Annotated in this window: 12 protein-coding genes; 6 read left to right on the top strand and 6 right to left on the bottom strand. The window is 41.2% G+C overall.

Features of this window, described 5'->3' with window-relative positions; all coding sequences use genetic code 11:
- Positions 1-80: 80 nt before the first annotated feature.
- On the bottom strand, positions 81-1,196 hold the full coding sequence (locus tag MKX55_RS19125) for a nitric oxide synthase oxygenase (protein WP_339234210.1): 1,116 nt from the start codon (positions 1,194-1,196) through the stop codon (positions 81-83).
- Between the two features lie 386 nt (positions 1,197-1,582).
- Between MKX55_RS19125 and MKX55_RS19120 the strand changes: the two genes are divergently transcribed.
- Positions 1,583-3,592: an EAL domain-containing protein gene (locus tag MKX55_RS19120; RefSeq protein ID WP_339234208.1), complete on the top strand. Its 2,010-nt coding sequence runs from the start codon at positions 1,583-1,585 to the stop codon at positions 3,590-3,592.
- Between the two features lie 49 nt (positions 3,593-3,641).
- On the opposite strand, the gene MKX55_RS19115 is transcribed toward MKX55_RS19120, so the two are convergent.
- Complete coding sequence (locus MKX55_RS19115; protein WP_339234205.1) at positions 3,642-4,787, bottom strand: diguanylate cyclase; 1,146 nt, start codon at positions 4,785-4,787, stop codon at positions 3,642-3,644.
- A gap of 446 nt (positions 4,788-5,233) precedes the next feature.
- Here MKX55_RS19115 and MKX55_RS19110 point away from each other — a divergent pair, with 446 nt between their 5' ends.
- Both MKX55_RS19110 and MKX55_RS19105 read left to right on the top strand, forming a co-directional pair.
- The gene (locus tag MKX55_RS19110) at positions 5,234-5,410 is read left to right on the top strand and encodes a YjfB family protein (RefSeq protein WP_077601790.1); all 177 of its coding nucleotides are present in this window, start codon (positions 5,234-5,236) and stop codon (positions 5,408-5,410) included.
- Positions 5,411-5,577: 167 nt separating this feature from the next.
- Positions 5,578-9,159 carry a hypothetical protein gene (locus MKX55_RS19105; RefSeq protein WP_339234202.1) on the top strand — a complete coding sequence of 1,194 codons (3,582 nt, stop codon included), beginning with the start codon at positions 5,578-5,580 and terminating at the stop codon, positions 9,157-9,159.
- A gap of 220 nt (positions 9,160-9,379) precedes the next feature.
- Here the strand turns inward: MKX55_RS19105 and MKX55_RS19100 are convergent, their stop codons facing one another.
- Positions 9,380-10,105: a DUF3784 domain-containing protein gene (locus MKX55_RS19100; RefSeq protein ID WP_339234200.1), complete on the bottom strand. Its 726-nt coding sequence runs from the start codon at positions 10,103-10,105 to the stop codon at positions 9,380-9,382.
- Positions 10,106-10,277: 172 nt separating this feature from the next.
- Between MKX55_RS19100 and MKX55_RS19095 the strand changes: the two genes are divergently transcribed.
- From MKX55_RS19095 to MKX55_RS19085, 3 genes are all read left to right on the top strand, one after another.
- A complete protein-coding gene (locus MKX55_RS19095) occupies positions 10,278-10,649 on the top strand; it encodes a CrcB family protein (protein WP_339234197.1) in 372 nt (123 codons plus the stop codon).
- Positions 10,650-10,673: 24 nt separating this feature from the next.
- Positions 10,674-11,036 (top strand): fluoride efflux transporter CrcB, encoded by a 363-nt coding sequence (crcB, locus tag MKX55_RS19090; protein WP_339234195.1) that lies wholly within the window; start codon positions 10,674-10,676, stop codon positions 11,034-11,036.
- 95 nt (positions 11,037-11,131) lie between these two features.
- Entirely contained in the window at positions 11,132-11,896 is a 765-nt protein-coding gene (locus MKX55_RS19085) for a glucose 1-dehydrogenase (protein ID WP_212928359.1), read from the top strand.
- Between the two features lie 59 nt (positions 11,897-11,955).
- On the opposite strand, the gene MKX55_RS19080 is transcribed toward MKX55_RS19085, so the two are convergent.
- From MKX55_RS19080 to MKX55_RS19070, 3 genes are all read right to left on the bottom strand, one after another.
- Positions 11,956-13,350, bottom strand: a complete 1,395-nt coding sequence (locus MKX55_RS19080) for an L-cystine transporter (RefSeq protein WP_339234193.1) — start codon at positions 13,348-13,350, stop codon at positions 11,956-11,958.
- A gap of 540 nt (positions 13,351-13,890) precedes the next feature.
- Positions 13,891-14,997 (bottom strand): o-succinylbenzoate synthase, encoded by a 1,107-nt coding sequence (gene menC / locus MKX55_RS19075; protein WP_339234192.1) that lies wholly within the window; start codon positions 14,995-14,997, stop codon positions 13,891-13,893.
- 200 nt (positions 14,998-15,197) lie between these two features.
- The gene (locus MKX55_RS19070) at positions 15,198-17,273 is read right to left on the bottom strand and encodes an RNA degradosome polyphosphate kinase (RefSeq protein WP_339234190.1); all 2,076 of its coding nucleotides are present in this window, start codon (positions 17,271-17,273) and stop codon (positions 15,198-15,200) included.
- Positions 17,274-17,425 lie beyond the last annotated feature (152 nt).

The raw sequence follows: 17,425 nt of genomic DNA, 5'->3' as shown, positions 1-17,425 counted from the left end.
CTTTGCAGTCTATGAGAAATATAGATATAGTGAAAAATTAAATAAAAAGTGCTCTCACTAAAAGTAAGAACACTTTAACTCTACCCATGAAACGGGCAGCCTTTCCCTTGCCGATAAGCCTTATCCTGATAAAAGAAATTTGGCTTTTTCAGCTCATTGCTGTAGGGCTGATGCCAGACATGCGTGGTTGCAGGGGAAACAGGTGGAATAAGCCAGGTCCATTTTCCGGTTACCTCCCGTTCGGCTTTTGCTTCCTGCTTTTCGAAAATACGGAACTGGGAAGCGGCGGTATGATGATCGACAATGGATATCCCTTGTTTCTTAAAGGAGTGAAGCACCATTTCATTCAATTCAATGAGGGCACGGTCCTGCCATAAATTACTGGCATGTTTTGTCGATAATCCCATGATTTCCGCTATTTTTGGCAGTAAATTGTAGCGGTGCTCATCTGCAAAGTTTCTGGCGCCGATTTCTGTTCCCATATACCAGCCGTTGAAGGGAGCAGATATGTAATGCAGCCCGCCGATTTCCAGACGCATATCTGAAATAATCGGGAGGGCATACCATTTCAAATTCAGGTCTGCTACCGCTTCATATTCTGGATGTTCCATCGGAATTTCTGGGATGAGCGCTTCGGGAATGGTTCTCCAGACAGGGGGATGATCACCGATTTGAATAACAAGCGGCAAAATATCGAAATGTGTTCCTTCCCCCTGCCAGCCCAGCCGCTCACATATTTGGGTGAATTCCAGGGAATCGGAATCACCGATAATTCCTTCTTCTGTTTCATAGCCTGCATAGCGCAGCAGCTGATGATTCCAGATTTTCACGGTTTCCTCCCTGGCCGAGGAAGCAGGGAAGATGGTGATGTAGGGTTTGATTCTACCTTGATTAAAGGCGTTTTTTAAATGACTGAACAGGAATTCGAATATCTCTTCTTCTGTTATTGCCTGTCTGGCATCTGCCACGTCGATGCGTTCCCAGAACAATCTGCCGATACAGCGGTTTGAATTTCGCCAGGCAAGCTTTACTCCATATACCATTTCTTCATAGGTTTGGGTATAGGTGCCATGTGCATTTATCTCGGCTGTAACTTCTTTAATTCGTTCTGCTGATTTTTCTGCAGGAGCACCAGTTTCTGTATAGTAGGTTGTCAGGAAACATGCCGCTTCCTGCTGCATTTCATCTTTATTCAACGGAATGACCTCCAGCTGTTCACAATGAATCGTATGCTTTCTTTTCCATTGTAGCGAAGAGTAAGACGAATTTCTATGTTATTCGACAAATGAAAAGGGGAGCATAGACCTTTGTTCAATTGTCTGTCACATGATAAAGTAAATTGTAGTTACCTTTTTTGAAAATGTACGTACTGATTTGCTGGATGGTTAAATCGTTATTAATAGAATATACGCTGTATTTTATGGGATTTTGTCAAAAAAATGATACGATGATTAAAAAATTAATTAAGGTTTAAATAATCGATAATTGTTTAAAACCATCGAAATAGATGTGTTTTTGTCTATTTTACATGATATATTAAAACTAGATGTAATTGCCGTGTTGGTGCGAGGAGGAAATGAACTTGGCTCAGGCTGTATTTAAGATTCGGAATAAAAAAATATATTTTACGGAACTGTTATCTTGGGATGTATTAAATGAGTCAAAGGATATCATTTCTGGAAAAGATTATGATAATATACTTTCTCATTATATCGGACCTCATGTCGCATTAGAATTTTCAAAGCTTGTTGATGGTGAGGAAGAGCAAATTCATTTTAATGCAACGGTTAATAGAAAAAACGGAGAAATGGTGCTGCTGAGTATTTTTGGCTATCAAATTCAATCAGAGGATGGGGTAGAAGTGTTCGGAATCATTTCTGATGACAGGGAAGCAAATAATCAATTAATGAAGGCATTAAAAGAGCTGTCAGATATTAAACATGCGTTGGATCAATCTGTGATTTTAGCCATTACAGACCGGCAGGGAAAAATCATTCATGCAAATCACCGCTTCAGTGAAATATCGGGTTATTCTCATGACGAGTTGATTGGGAATACCCATCAGCTGATTAATTCAGGCTATCATTCAAAAGCGTTTTTTAAAGAGATGTGGCGGACAATCGGATTTGGCGGAGTTTGGAAAGGCGAAATCAGAAATCGTGCGAAAGACGGCTCTTTTTATTGGGTAGATACAACGATTGTGCCGGTGAAGAATGAAAAAGGGAAGCCGGTGCAATATATTGCGATGCGCTATAATATCACGGATAAAAAAGAAAATCAGGAAAAGATTCGGATGATGGCCTTCTATGACCATTTAACGGGACTGAAGAATCGCCGTAAATTTGATGATAATTTAATCAAAAAAATAGAATATGCTGAAAAAAATCAGGAAAGATTCGGGATCATGTTTGTTGATTTGGACGGCTTCAAGTATGTGAATGATACCCTTGGCCATATCGTAGGCGATGAATTGCTTATCGCTGTTGCCCGCCGGCTGGAGGAAATTGTCGGTAAAAATGGGGTCGTTGCAAGGCTCAGCGGAGATGAATTTGCTATCCTTATTGATTTTATAACTGATCCGAGAGACATGCAGCGCTATGCGGAAACCATTATTACAAATTTTAAAGAACCTTTTGCTATTGAAGGCTATCAGCTGAGCACGACAGCAAGTATCGGAATATCCACCTATCCGGAGGCTGGTTCAGATGCTCCTACTATGATGAAGCATGCTGATTTGGCAATGTATCGCGTGAAGGGTTTGTCTAAAAATGATTACCGATTTTTTGACAGAGAGATGCGAATCTCGAACCAAAGAGCCTTTCAAATAAAAAATGACTTACGAATCGGGTTAGATAATAATCAATTTTATCTTGTGTATCAGCCTAAAGTATCTCCGGAGAAAGATATTGTCACAAGCTATGAAGCGTTAATCCGCTGGAAGCATCCGGAATTTCAGGAGGTATCTCCGGGTGAATTTATTCCTTTAGCGGAAGAATTGGGCATGATTAATGAAATCGGTGATTGGGTGCTGGAAAATGTTTGCAGGCAGCTGAGGGCATGGAAAACCAATGGTTACGATTTACTTCCTGTATCTATTAATCTATCATCCAGCCAATTTTTGCAGGCCGATTTTGTCGATAAATTCTGGTCTGTTCTCCATGCGTATCAAGTGGATCCAGCTTGGATTGAGATTGAAATCACGGAAAGTCTCTTTATTGATAATGAAAAATACGTGCAGCAAATTTTAAAAATAATGAAGGAAAATGGAATCAAAATCGCGCTTGATGATTTTGGAACAGGGTACTCTTCACTGGCCTACCTGCAAAAGCTGGATTTAGATATTTTGAAAATTGACCGTTCGCTCATTAGCGGCATCTCCAATTTATCTACCAAGCGAAAAATTGCAACAACTATTGTTCAGCTGGGGAAAAGCATGGGGATGAAGGTGGTTGCTGAAGGAGTAGAAACCAAAGAAGAACTTGATATTTTACGCGAGCATGGTATTAATGAAATCCAAGGTTATTATTACAGCAAACCACTTGCGGTATCAGAAATGTCGGAAGTACTGAAGACAAAGAAGCTCGGTAAATAATGGGATGGTATGCGCTTGGGGAGAATGAATAACGTCATCCCGAAAGGTTTTACAGTTCATTCGGAGATGACGTTTTAGCAGGATATACTTGGTTTTTACCTGAATGTTTTGCTTTATATAATGCTTCGTCCGCCTGATGGATGATTTGAAGCGGGTTGCTGCAGGTGTCGGGATAAGTTGCCGCACCAATCGAGACAGTGATATAAATACTTTCCTTTTTAGAAATCTGGAAGGGGTGCGCCTTCACGTCCTCCAGTATGCGTTCGGCTACCTCCAGCGCATTTTCAATACTGCAGTTTGGCAGCACAATTGAAAATTCATCTCCGCCATTCCGGAACGCCATATCAAATGAACGGATATTTCTTGATAAAATGTCACCAAATTGCGTTAAAATTTGGTTGCCTGCCGGATGCCCGTATGTATCATTTATCTGCTTGAACTGGTCAATATCCAGCGATAATATAGTCAGCTTCTCCTCTTTTATGACTGCTTTATTGACAACCTGTCCCCACACTTTTTCGAAGGAGCGCATATTTTGCAAGCCTGTTAAAAAATCTGTGGATACTTCCTCTTTATACTTCGCCAAAAGCATTTCAGTTTTCCCCAGATATCTTACGAAAAACAGAGAAGTCAGTCCGCCGACAAATGATATAAAACAATAAACAGGTAAAAAGCTCAGCAGAGATAGATAATCATTTTGAAAATGGAACATCATCGTGATGGTAAATACGATATTGGAATAGAAAATCATCACGACCGCTTTTATATATGTCCTTTTTCCTTTGTGCGGCTGGTATAGCTTATGAATTAATTGAAATCCAATCACTAATGCAATCATTAAAAAGACAGCGGATACGGAAAAGTCTGACATTCCGCCGATGAGAAATCTGCCGGCAATCACCACGATACTGGCAATGACAGCAGGAAATAATCCTTCCAGCAGAATCATAAGCATAATTGGTATGAAACGCAGGTCTACTAGTGCTCCTTCTGCGACCTCAATTGAAAATATTATTAACATCACACTGTTTAGCCCGCATAGAACCCCGTCGATGATTCCTTTTTGCCAAAATGGCATGGCAGTAATTTTTAACTTTGATCGGATCGGTACGTATAGCACAGTTAAAGTGATGATGACACAAAGATTAATAAAAAAATCATCTAAAAAAAAGAACATGATATATCCGTTAGCCAAACGGTTTCCTCTCCTTTATTCCATGATCATGCAGATTGGATGGCTTGAAAGCACGGCTGTATAGGGTTTAGCCGGATTATAGAAGCTGCAGTATTTACTAAAGGAAGCGTCAGCTCCTGTTTCTAGTCATTATGTATGTTTTTTATGTATATTTTTAAGCGATTATCCATTACAGACACCGCTTATCCCTATGCAGCTGATGCTTTAGAAATAGTTCTATATTCTAATACTAGAATTTTATCATGAATCGAAGTGCTTACCAATGTTTTAGATACGTTTTTAAAATATTCTATTCTTTTCAATGGGGAAAATTTCATAAATCTCTTCAATACACGACCCGCTCATTTTCCTATTCCCGTTTTAGTAGAAAATATGCATCATTTGACAGAAAACTGTGTTAAAATAAAGGTAATTCGTAAATCTTTCAGAGTGAGGTGAATGGATAGGTGGATGTTGGAAAAATGTCGATGATTATGAGTCAGGCTAATTTGCAGACACAGGTGTCCTTCAGCTTAATGGGAAAAGTCATGGATCATGCGGAAGCGCAAAATGCAGAGCTGATTAAAATGCTGGATCAGCCGCAGCATCCGAATTTAGGGCATTCCATTGATGTGAAGGCGTAACACTTTTTCTCTGCATGGATGAAGAAAGAAGCTGCCCCGTTTCCGTGTGAAGAAGCGGGGTTTTTTACATATATATATGATAGGAATAAATGATGTTTACGGATACTAAAAAATTATGTAATCTTATAGTGAATACATAAAGTATCCTTCACCTTAGAAAAGGGGGCGTGGACGTTATTTCGAATTCTAAAAATCGAGCCCAAATTTTGCAAGAAGAATTGATTGAATTATTAAAAAGAGATCTTATCAGCATGGAAGATTATAAACGCATCTTAACAGCCCATCAGGAATATGCGAAACAGGTAGATAAAAGTATGGATGGGATAGCGCGTGAGGATGCGGAAGAGGAAGCTTCTAAAGAAAGGTTTCAGGCTGCAGAACAAAATCAGCCGGAGGAGGCAGAGGCCTCTTTTTCACAGTCAGACAGCAAGCCTGTTGAAAAACAATCAACCGGGTTTTTCCAGAGCAATAAGGATAAAAAAGAATGGCTGTTGGCTCCAGAAGAGCGGGAAGCGGCAAAGCAGAAGAAAGCAAAGCCGGTCCGCGAGCCGAAAACAGCGGAGCAGGTCAGGGAAAGGAATATTACCTGGCTGCTGATTTTAGGAGTTTCTTTTCTGTTAATCAGCGGGTTAGTTGTGGCCACCAGCACCTGGGATCAGATGGGAGCCTTGTTAAAGGTTGCGACACTGCTTGGCGTTTCGATTTTCTTTTTAGCTCTCAGCGGTTTGTCCTCCCGTTTTCTTAAAATCGAAAAGACAGCTTTTGCTTTTTTGACGTTGGGAAGTTTATTATTGCCGATTGCAATAATTGGTATTGGCTTTTTCGGGTTGTTTGGCGATTATTTAACGTTAACAGGGGAGGGGCGCTATTGGCTGGGAATGCTGTGTACCCTTGTCCCGCTTCCGTTATACGCTTGGAACGCTTATAAGACAAAAGCGAAATTATTTGTATGGATTTTTTATATATTCTTATCCTTTTTTATCGGCTTTTTCCTTGCAGCGCTGCAAGTTCCAACGGATGTGTTCTTTTTCCTGATGATGCTGTATAACGGTGCTTTGTTATTCGTTTATCATCGTTTTCGGAAAGAGATGGGCGAGGTATTTCGTGTGTTTTTACATGAACTGCCGGCCTATGCACAGTTAAATCTGATTGTTTCCACGTTATTAATGCTGTTTGTCTATAATCAGGCTGTGTTTTATAGTTTTAATGTGCTTTTGACTGCATTTCTTTATATGGCGATGGTGTTCGTCTATCAGACGAAAGGCTATCAGTTTGTTTTTGCTGCTTTATTTGCTTATGGCATTTACCAGCTGACAGAGAATTCGTTTTTATATACAGCGGATACGTTAATTTATGCATTGATGGGGGCAGCTTATCTCGGATTTGCCTATGTGATGCGGAAGGACAGCTTTGCAAGTAAGGCGTTTTATTATATAAGCGGCGTCATTTCGGGCTTTGCTTTTCTCTACATCAGCTTTCAAGGCTTGATTATCCGTGCTGACGGGGATTCCTGGTTTATGCTGCTGGCGTATATTGTTATTGCTGCCACCTATGTCTATCTTGCAGAGGTGACGAAACGGGGCGTTTTTCGCTGGATTGCTCCTGCATTCTTTATTGCGGTCGGGATACAGTTTTGGTCGTTAGCAGTGCATCCGTTTTTTCCGGAAAGCATACTTAACTTTATGTTTTTCTATATGATTATTTTATTTCTGTTTATCGGTTTTCAAAATCGGATTCCATATATGCAGGCTGTACAAAAAAGCATGTATTTCTGGTCGATGCCGGTAATTGGAATCATTATCCTGGGTAAGCTGATTCTGCTTGAGTTCGTGGAGATTGCAATTATATTTGCCTTGCTAGGCGTCGTTGCTTTCTATATGACTGTGGTATTGAAAAAAACGTTGGAGAAGCAAGTTGCTTCCTGGGCTGTTCCAATTAATTGGCTGTTGGCCATGTATATTCTTTACTTTGAATTTGCGGAAGCATCCTATGTTTACCGCAGTCAGCTGGATATTCCTTTTCAACTGGCGGCCGCCGGTGTCGTGCTGCTTGGAATCAGCCTTATCTGGAAGCAGAGAAAGCAGCAGGAATTGACCCGGACAACGTTCTATACGGGTCAAGGAAGCTATCTATTCGCTATGCTTCTGCTGTTTGTTGGATTTACCGGAGATGAAATATTTGTAAGACCTGCCATTCTGCTGATAGGAATCGGCATCGTTTATTGGCTGGTCCGTTTTACTGGGAAGCCTGTGTTTTGGGGTCTGGCTGCGGCGGTAAGTTTAGGATTTTATGTATCGCTGCTGCGCACATTTTCGATTGATACGTTGGATGGCTTTGTCTGGTTTATGCTTGGCCTGCCCATTGTATTCTTAGCGGTGGAACGCTATTTAGGGAAATGGGATGCCGGCTTAAAGCCGTATTTCTTCTATTTTGCGCATGCGGTGCTTTTATTCCTTGTCTTCCTTATTGCAGGGGACAGTGTAGCACGTCCTATCCTTTATCCGGCAGTCTGGCTGGTGCCGCTGGCAATCTATACCTATACGGCACTGACAAAGGAAAAAGAATGGGAGATAAAAACGGCTTTATATGCTGGGTTACTGATGCTGCTTGGAGCAGTAGTATCCTTCATTTCTCATTATGAATGGATGGCAGCTATTTCATTTGTTTATGCATGGCTGATTGCAGGGATTGTTATGATGGCAGTCTGGGCAGCAGTATCAGCGGTGTGGAAGCGGCGGATAGAATATTTTCTCATTCCGTTTATGAATCTGGTTTTAGGTATGGGCGTATTTTTATCTGCAGTAGAGGTGTTTTGGCAGCTTCTCATCTTTGCCGGACTGATTATAGTGAATTTATATTTCCTGCATATGCGAAGCTGGACATTATACCTTGTGGTGCCTTTATTTTTCTCCATCTATTTATGGCAAATACAAGGGGTATTTGAGGAAACGATTCAATTATGGCTGATGTATACCATTGGATTTGGCATATTAACAGCGGCCGGCAGATATTTATTCTCAAAACTGTATATTACTTCTGAGGGAATTCTGCGGGCGGTAGACTGGTATTCTCTGATGGCAGTTGCCTATCTCGTTTTTGCATTGAACTGGGCAAATGAGCTGGATACGATTTGGCTGACTGTCATTCCGCTTGGCTTGTTCGCTTCCTGGTTTTTCCTGCAGCAGGATCGTGTGGGGAGTCAGATGCTGCAGAAAATATGTATCAGTCTTGGCGGCATAGCTTGTTTACCGCCGTATTATCTGGTGCTTGATCATTATATCAATGCCATTCCTGAAGTGCTTTATGCGGAGCTTCATGCGCTGCCGGTTCTTGCTTTGGCAATTATTTTGTCTAAGAAAACATGGAATGATTACGAGCCGGTGATGCGGCATGTGCAGACCGTGCTGTTGATTCTGGTTACGGTGTACCTGATTGCGGATGCGATTCAGAGTGCTACGATAATGGATGCATTGATTATCGGAGTGTTATCTATTGCTTCCTTGCTTGCAGGGATGCATTATCAATTGAAATCCTATTTCTTTGTCGGAATTGGAACCCTCTTATTTAATGTGATTTATCAGACACGGCCTTATTGGGGCAATCTCCCTTGGTGGGCGTATCTTCTGATTGCTGGAATATTGTTTATCAGTATCGCCAGCTACAATGAATGGAAAAAACAGCGTGAGGGAGAAGGAAAGCTGGAGAAAAAGCTGAAGCAAATGATTGCCCGGTTTAAAGAATGGAATTAATGAAAGCAGTTTGGGGATGCTAAATCATAACGCAGCTCCAAGCTGCTTTATTTTTTATAGAGAGGGATAAGCGTGCTTATAAAATAATTGCTTCGGGGAAATTTGGGATTGAATCTGGAGAAGGTTTTTATAAATATCCTGATCCGGCATATGAAAATCCTGCATTTTTGAAATAAATAATAGTGATCAAAACAAAGCTGCCCGTGCTGGACAGCTTTTTCTAATCATTATTATATTGCTGATATGCCTGTTCCAGCTGCTGATATTGCTCTCTAGTTTTATCTGCCTGCCCCGTATTTATAATAACAAAGCTGTCCTCGGTATGAACAACAATAAATGGGGCCTCATTGGAACGGATAAATAGTTTCCCGGATCCCCATTCCTCGATGCGATAATTCCCAAGATGTTTGCCAAACAAGGAAATGCCGTTTGTGCGTATCGTGGTTTCAGGAAGTTCGTCGTAGAGGGAGATATCTTCTATATCCGAATACGCCCATGCTTCTCCATATAAACCTGTCATTTCAAAGGAGCCTTCGTTTATTTCCAGTGTATTTGGTATAAAAGGGATGGCGAAAACGACAATAACTAATATGAGGGAGAGGCCTAACACCGTTTTGTTTATCCTTCGAGATTTCTTTTTTATCTTTTTCGTCATCCAAAAGGATTCAATAAATATAACGATAAGCATCACGATATATGAACCCTCAATTGCATAAGGGACATGAAAAAGCTGGAGCAGGAAGCCAAGGGTTAAAATAATGGCTATATGCATCGTCATCTTGCCGACAGCACGCGGATAGCCTGCCTGAATCATTTTCTGCTGCTCCTCTGATGTACTCGAATGAAATCCGCTGATGATATAATAGTTTTTGCGTATTAAAATAAGATAGCTGAAAAGGAAAAACATCAGGATTAAAAAGATTTGAATAATGGATATATACTCCATACGTTTCTTACCTCCCAAATTTATCTGCACTATAATTACGGATGAAAGGAAGAAAAGTTTCAATGAATAAGGAATTGGTTATCCCAAAATACTTGCTTTCTCCGCTGGTAAGGATTAAATTATACATGTTCTATTCATATGAATAATGTACGGATAAAGGTATGGTGGTACGATGAATTATCTATTTGTGATGATCGGGGCTTTTTTGGGAGCAATAGCCCGTTATGGAATCAGTCTATGGTTTGGCGATCTGACTTTTCCAACGGCAACGATGACAGTAAACATCATCGGCTGCTTCTTGTTAGGCTTTTTACTGACGCTTGTTTCGCTTTCCAGACATGATCGCCAGGTATGGGCTTTGACGTTTGGCACCGGGTTTCTAGGCGCATTTACAACATTCTCTGCCTTTGCATTAGATGCATTGCTGTTAACCTTGCCCATGGCTTTGCTTTATATTGGGATAAGCGTGGTTGTGGGAGTCATTTTTGCCGGGGCAGGAGTTTGGACAGCGCGTGTTGTCTATGTACGAATCAGGAAAGTATAACAAGCAGAAGGAGGCATCATTCCAATGTTTTTAGTAGGGGCAGGCGGTGCCTTTGGTGCATTATTGCGTTACATCATCAGTGAATATATGAAGCCGTTAAAGGCAGAAAAAGGCATTATCTTTCCTGTCGCGACCTGGATTATTAATGTGTCCGGCTCTCTTTTGCTGGGAGTTCTATATAGGCTTGATTTGCCTTTCGAGCTGTGGCTGTTGTTAGGCGTCGGCTTTTGCGGCGGATATACGACCTTTTCTACTTTTGGGAAGGAAGTAATTGATTTGCTGCTGGATAACAAGTGGCTGGCAGCTTTCTGGTACGTTATCACATCTGCTTTATTAAGCATTGCAGCGGCTTGGGCGGGAATACATAGTGTTTTCATTTTTTCTTGAAAATAAAGGTGCTGCATCAAAAAAGCCAATTATTTGTAGTTTTGTAAGCGTTTACGTAAAATAGAAAAGAAGATACTATAAAGGAGAGGTGTTATATGCGAGATAAGGTGGTATTAATAACTGGTGGAGCCGGCGGAATTGGTCAAGCAGCTGCAAAATTATTTCTGAATGAAGGTGCAAAGGTTGTTTTAGTCGATATTAATGAATCATCCTTAGCAAAAGCAAAGGAATCTCTCACGGATAATCCGGAAAATGTGGGCATAATTCAAGCCGATGTAACGAAGGAAGAAGACGTAAAGAAGTATGTTCAGGAAACGGTTGATCAATTTGGCCGCATCGATGTTTTCTTTAATAATGCAGGAATTAATGGTCCTGTTGCGGAAATTACTGATTTGGATAAGGATACCTTTGAACAGATTATGTCGATTAATGTTACCGGGGTGTTTTTAGGTTTAAAACATGTGCTTCAACAAATGAAAATACAAGGACATGGACGAGTGATTAATACAGCATCTAATGCTGCCTATATCGGTTCAGCGGGAATGGTCGGTTATATAGCCTCCAAGCATGCGGTTGCAGGAATAACGAAGACGGCAGCATTAGAAACTGCTCCGTTAGGGATTCGTGTGAATGCGGTAGCCCCTGCTGCCATTGATACACAGATGCTTCAAGATATTCAAAATAATTTAACGCCCGGGGAACCGGAAAAATCAGGAGAAGCTTTAAAACAAGGGATTCCGGTCGGAAGGTTTGGCGCGCCTGATGAGGTTGCACAGATTGTCCGATTCCTGGCATCGGATGAAGCGTCGTTTGTGCATGGTGCATTGTACAATGTAGATGGGGGAATGCAGGCGGATTAGATTTATTTGATAAAAAAGCAGTTATCTCACATACCCGAGATAACTGCTTTTTTAAAGACTTAAATGCCAGTGTTTTCTACTACGGCATCTTTATTATTAAATTTCTTCTCATCCAGGTTGCCGAGCACTTTGGAAGTGACAGTACCTGAAACCATGCTGCCGTTGACATTGACTGCGGTACGGCCCATATCAATAAGCGGCTCAACGGTAATCAACAGACCGGCTAGTGCGATTGGCAGTCCCATAGAGGACAGAACGATAATCGCTGCAAATGTTGCTCCGCCGCCGACTCCAGCGACACCAAAGGAGCTGATTGCTGTAATTAAGACAAGCTGTACAATAAAGTCAAGTGACGTTGGATCAATACCGACAGTTGGAGCAATCATAACGGCCAGCATCGCAGGATAAATACCTGCACAAGCATTTTGCCCCATGGTTGCGCCAAAGGATGCGGACATATTGGCAGCTCCGTCATCCACGCCCAGCGCTTCCTTCTGTGCCGTAACATTCAACGGAATCGCTCCTGCACTGGAACGGGAAGTAAAGGCAAACCCGAGTACCGGGAACACTTTTTTCATAAAAGTAATCGGATTTAATTTGAATCCGCTGACGATGAGCATGTGAATAAGAACCATGACAATCAATGCGACATAGGACGCAATTACAAATTTACCAAGTTGTACAATGCCTGCAAAGTTTGTCGTGGCCACCATATTCGTCATCAGTGCTAATACGCCAAATGGAGTTAAGCGCAAAATTAGTGTTACAAGCCGCATGACAATCGCAAATACGGCATTCACCATTCGTGTAAACCGTTCTGCCTGTTCCGGCTGTTTCCTGCTCACCCCAAGTGTGGCTATCCCGACGAGAACAGAGAAAATAACCACGGCAATAACGGAGGTAGAACGTTCCCCAGTCATATCTAAGAAGATATTGTTTGGAATAAAGTTAATAATACGCTGCGGGGTTGTTTCTTCTTCCATGGATTCAAAGTTTTCCTGCATGGAAGCACCGCGTTCTGTTTCTTCATGCCCTGCTTCGATTTGTTCTGCATTCAAATCAAAGACGAGAGAGGTTACAACACCGAGTGTTGCTGCAACAAGTGTTGTCGAAATAAGTACGCCAATCACCCATGCGGCCATTTTACCAAGCTGCTTGGTTTCATTCAGATTAATAATGGCACGAATAATGGAAACCATAACGAGCGGAACGACAATCAGCATGAGGAAACGAATATATCCGCTGCCGACAATATCGTACCAATCAAGCGTGCTTGTAAGAATATCGGACCCTTCTCCATAGATAACCTGGAACAGAGCTCCTAACACAATTCCAATTCCCATACCTGTAAATACACGTTTGGCAAAGGAGACATGTTTTTTCTGCATATAGATAAGTAAACCAATTAATGCCACTAAGACAACTATATTTAATAATACAAACCAATTATCCATTTGGTAATAATCCTCCTTCAATAAAATGTTCTTCAGAAATCCAACAAAAATAGTACGGATTAAACTATACAACGATTCTATTTTGATTTCAAGATAGTTGCTTTGGATGTGTTTTTATTTTTTTCTGTGGGGTCTTCATCCTGGGATTGTGCTTATCGCGAGCAAAGAAAATGCTTTATTTTGAAATGATAAGAAAATATCCAGTTAAAGCACAATTTCTAGAATAGATATATATTTAAAACCAAGTGATTTTCTAGGATTTTATATTCTATGCACGTTATTGGGAAATGGCTATTCTTTATCGCTGTTAGGCGGGCTGTAATGTAAGTCTTCTATTACAAGAAATCAAGAAAATACGTCATTTTAAAACGGGAAATCAGACAGGCAGTAATGGTCCGTTTCGTTTTATAAAAAAATAATTCCTCCGCTTAGTATGTACGAACTTTGAAATAACATAATTGATTTTAAACAAGAAAAAGAGAAGAGGCATTCAGACAGAAATCGATACTGTCTAAATGTCTCTTCTCAAGATGGAGTTGATTATTTAAATGTTTCTTTCTGAACCGTGTATTTTGCTAATTTCTCACGGTTAACTTCATATCCGATTCCCGGAGAAACAGGGACTTGTACGATTCCGTCTTTGACAAATACTTCTGGGTCAATGATATCTTCTTCCCAATAGCGGGAGGAAGCTGCGGTGTCTCCAGGTAGCGTAAATGCTGAGAGGGAGGTAATTGCAATATTATGTGCACGGCCTACGCCTGATTCGAGCATGCCGCCGCACCACATTGGCACATTTGCTTCTTTACATAGCTCATGAATTCGTTTCATTGTTGTAATCCCGCCGACACGGCCGACTTTCATATTAATGATTTTACCGCTTCCTAATTGAATGGCTTGTCTTGCATCATCATAGGAATGAATGCTTTCATCCAGACAAATCGGTGTTTTGATATGCTTTTGGAGCTCCGCATGATCAATTAAATCGCCGGCGGTTAACGGCTGTTCAATCATCATCAGGTTATACGGATCCAGCTGCTTTAAGGTTTCCACATCATCCAGTGTGTAAGCAGAGTTCGCATCAACCATCAGCGGAATATCAGGGAAATGCTCGCGGATTTCCTTGACAACTTCTACGTCTTTGCCAGGTTTGATTTTCACTTTGATTCGCTTATAGCCTTCTGCTGTTTTTTCTTTAATGTTGGTAAGCAGACGCTCCATATCATCTTCAATGCCGAGGCTGACCCCGACTTCAATTTCTGTTCTGCATCCGCCGATAGCCTCTGCCAGAGAAACACCCTGCTGTTTAGCATAAATATCCCAGGCAGCTGCATCAATCGCTGCTTTTGCTAAGTTATTGCGCTTAAACGGCTCGAATAGCTCTGTCAGCTCATCGGGATGGCTAATTTCACGGCCGAGAGTAAGAGGGATTAAATATTCTTCGAGCATCACCCAGGCAGCTTTTGTAAATTCTTCAATATAAAGAGGGGACTCGGAGGTAACACATTCTCCCCAGCCAACGGTTCCATCCGCATCCTTTACTTCTAAAATGATAAATTCACGATCCTGTTCTGTTCCAAAACTTGTCGTGAACGGGTTTTTCATTCGCATATTCATCCGATGCATCGTTATTTCTGTAATTTTCATTTCCAAGACTCCTTGTATTTTGTTAGTAAATAGAAAGATACCTATTGTAAAAGTTCAACTTCTTCTTATGTTCTAGTATATGGAAGTTTGTTCTCAATAGCAATATGGATGCTGAGGGAGGATTTATTTCTGCAAGACTGACGATGAATTGAACATAAAAAAATCAAAGGCTGTCAGCTCACAGCCTTTGATCTCTACTTTCAAGCAAATACATCCATCGCCTGTTCAAATAATTTTAATTGGCTATTCAAAGCTTCATCATCCGGCTGAACATGCGAATAAGTGCCGTCATTTGCCTGCTGCCGTGCTTTTTTAGAGTCACGGAGCATGATGTCGAGGATATCATTAATACGATTTTTTATCCGGGGGTCAAAGATAGGAAACATCAGCTCTACCCGTTTAATCATGTTTCGCGTCATCAAATCCGCGGAGGACAGGAAAATATTGATGTCACCATTATGATGGAAAAGGTAGATGCGGCTATGTTCCAAGAAACGCCCGACAATGCTCAGTACGCGGATATTCTCGCTGACGCCTGGAATGCCGGGACGTAGACAGCAGATACCGCGGACAATCAAATCCACTTGCACGCCGGCTTGAGAAGCTTCGTAAAGCTTTTTGATTAAAGGTTTATCTGTCAGCGAATTCATTTTGGCAATAATCCGTCCATTGTTATATTCCTTGTGAAACGTGATTTCCTGATCGATAAGCTGAATTAGGTCATTGCGAATATCAAATGGCGCCATGGATAAATGATGAAAATCAGGCTTTTCGGTATAACCGCTCAAATAATTGAAGAAATTGGTGGCATCGATGCCGTATTTGCGCTTGGTCGTTAAAAAAGACATGTCTGTGTAAAATTTAGCCGTCTGGTCGTTATAATTTCCGGTGCCGAGATGGACGACCCGTTCAATCCGATTTTCATGCTTTCGGACAATTAACGTGATTTTACTGTGGGTTTTCAATGAAATCATTCCATAGATGACATGGCAGCCGGCGATTTCCAGCTGTTTTGCCCACTCTACATTATTCGCCTCATCGAATCGAGCTTTTAACTCCACCAGGACGGTTACTTGTTTCCCATTTTCCGCCGCCCGCTTTAAACTGGCGATAATCGGCGAATCCCCGCTGACACGATAGAGTGTCTGCTTAATCGCCAATACGTCGGGATCATCTGCCGCTTCACGCATTAAATCAACAATCGGTTCAAAGGATTCATATGGATGATGGAGGAAGAGATCTCTTTTTCTGACAGCTTCCAATACCGTTTCATCCTCATGGATATCCTGTGCCGGCTGCGGGATAAATGTTTCATAAATAAGATACTCAAAGTCATGCTTGACTTGATCATAAAAATCATTTAAACACGTTAAATCGAGCGGGCCATCTACAATGTACAAATCCTTTTCATGAATTTCCAGCTCATGCAGCAGGAAAGAAGTAATGGAAGGGTCCTGCTCCATGGCATTCATTTCTAAACGGACAGCCTCTCCAAATTTGCGCTTCTTCAGCTCTTTTTCAATTTCCTTTAATAAATCATGCGCGCTATCCTCATGGATATTCATATCTGCATTGCGGGTAATACGAAAAGTGCTTGTTGAAATCACCCGATATCCCTTAAAAAGTTTATGGATAAAAAACCGAATGACATCTTCTAACAGCACATAGTGGTGCGCATCATCAATCTGGATAAACCGGTCTAACAATGCAGGTACTTGGACAATCGCTGTTTTCTTCTGATGCTGTTCTTGTTCATATTCGTCTTCCAGCTGAATGGCCAGGTTTAACGATTTATTTAACAGCATTGGAAAAGCGCGATAGGCATCGATGGCCATCGGTGTAAGAATCGGATAAATTTGTTCATCAAAATACTGCTCCAGTATATATAATGATTCTGCAGATAATTCCGACATTTGAAAAAGACGAATCTGCTGTGTTTCTAATTCCTCCTGCACCTGTTTAAACAGGTGATACTGCTGCTCTACCAAGTCATGATTTAAGGATGCGATAGAAGAGAGCTGCTGCTTTGGCGTCAGGTTTGATTTGTCATCCGGCCGGTTAAATCCTGCTTTTACCTGATCCTTTAATCCGGCTACCCGGACCATAAAGAATTCATCTAAGTTGGATGAAAAGATGGATAAGAACCGCAGCCGTTCGAGCAACGGGTTGCTTACATCGTCTGCTTCTTCTAATACACGTTTATTAAATGAGAGCCAGCTCAGCTCCCTGTTATTGTAGGAGGCTGATGAATTGACATTTTTTATTTGTTTGTCCATATCACACCATCCCTTTTTTAGTCCTATATATATCATAATCCTTTTCCGCATAAAGTATGTTAAAGAGGTGTAAAGTTTGTGTGAACAATTTGTTTTGGCAGGAGGGGTCTGTAATCAATGTTGTCAGGTTCTTGCGACCGCTGCGGAAAAAC

The organism is Oceanobacillus sp. FSL W7-1281 (assembly GCF_037969835.1).
Lineage (GTDB): Bacteria > Bacillota > Bacilli > Bacillales > Amphibacillaceae > Oceanobacillus > Oceanobacillus oncorhynchi.
The sequence above is the reverse complement of the archived record's forward strand: the minus strand, read 5'-3'. Positions and strand labels throughout refer to the sequence as shown.

Coding starts and splice junctions, on each gene's coding strand:
- MKX55_RS19100 (WP_339234200.1), bottom strand. CDS start 10,105: ATGGAGTATATATCCATTATTCAAATCTTTTTAATCCTGATGTTTTTC.
- MKX55_RS19095 (WP_339234197.1), top strand. CDS start 10,278: ATGAATTATCTATTTGTGATGATCGGGGCTTTTTTGGGAGCAATAGCC.
- crcB (WP_339234195.1), top strand. CDS start 10,674: ATGTTTTTAGTAGGGGCAGGCGGTGCCTTTGGTGCATTATTGCGTTAC.
- MKX55_RS19085 (WP_212928359.1), top strand. CDS start 11,132: ATGCGAGATAAGGTGGTATTAATAACTGGTGGAGCCGGCGGAATTGGT.
- MKX55_RS19080 (WP_339234193.1), bottom strand. CDS start 13,350: ATGGATAATTGGTTTGTATTATTAAATATAGTTGTCTTAGTGGCATTA.
- menC (WP_339234192.1), bottom strand. CDS start 14,997: ATGAAAATTACAGAAATAACGATGCATCGGATGAATATGCGAATGAAA.
- MKX55_RS19070 (WP_339234190.1), bottom strand. CDS start 17,273: ATGGACAAACAAATAAAAAATGTCAATTCATCAGCCTCCTACAATAAC.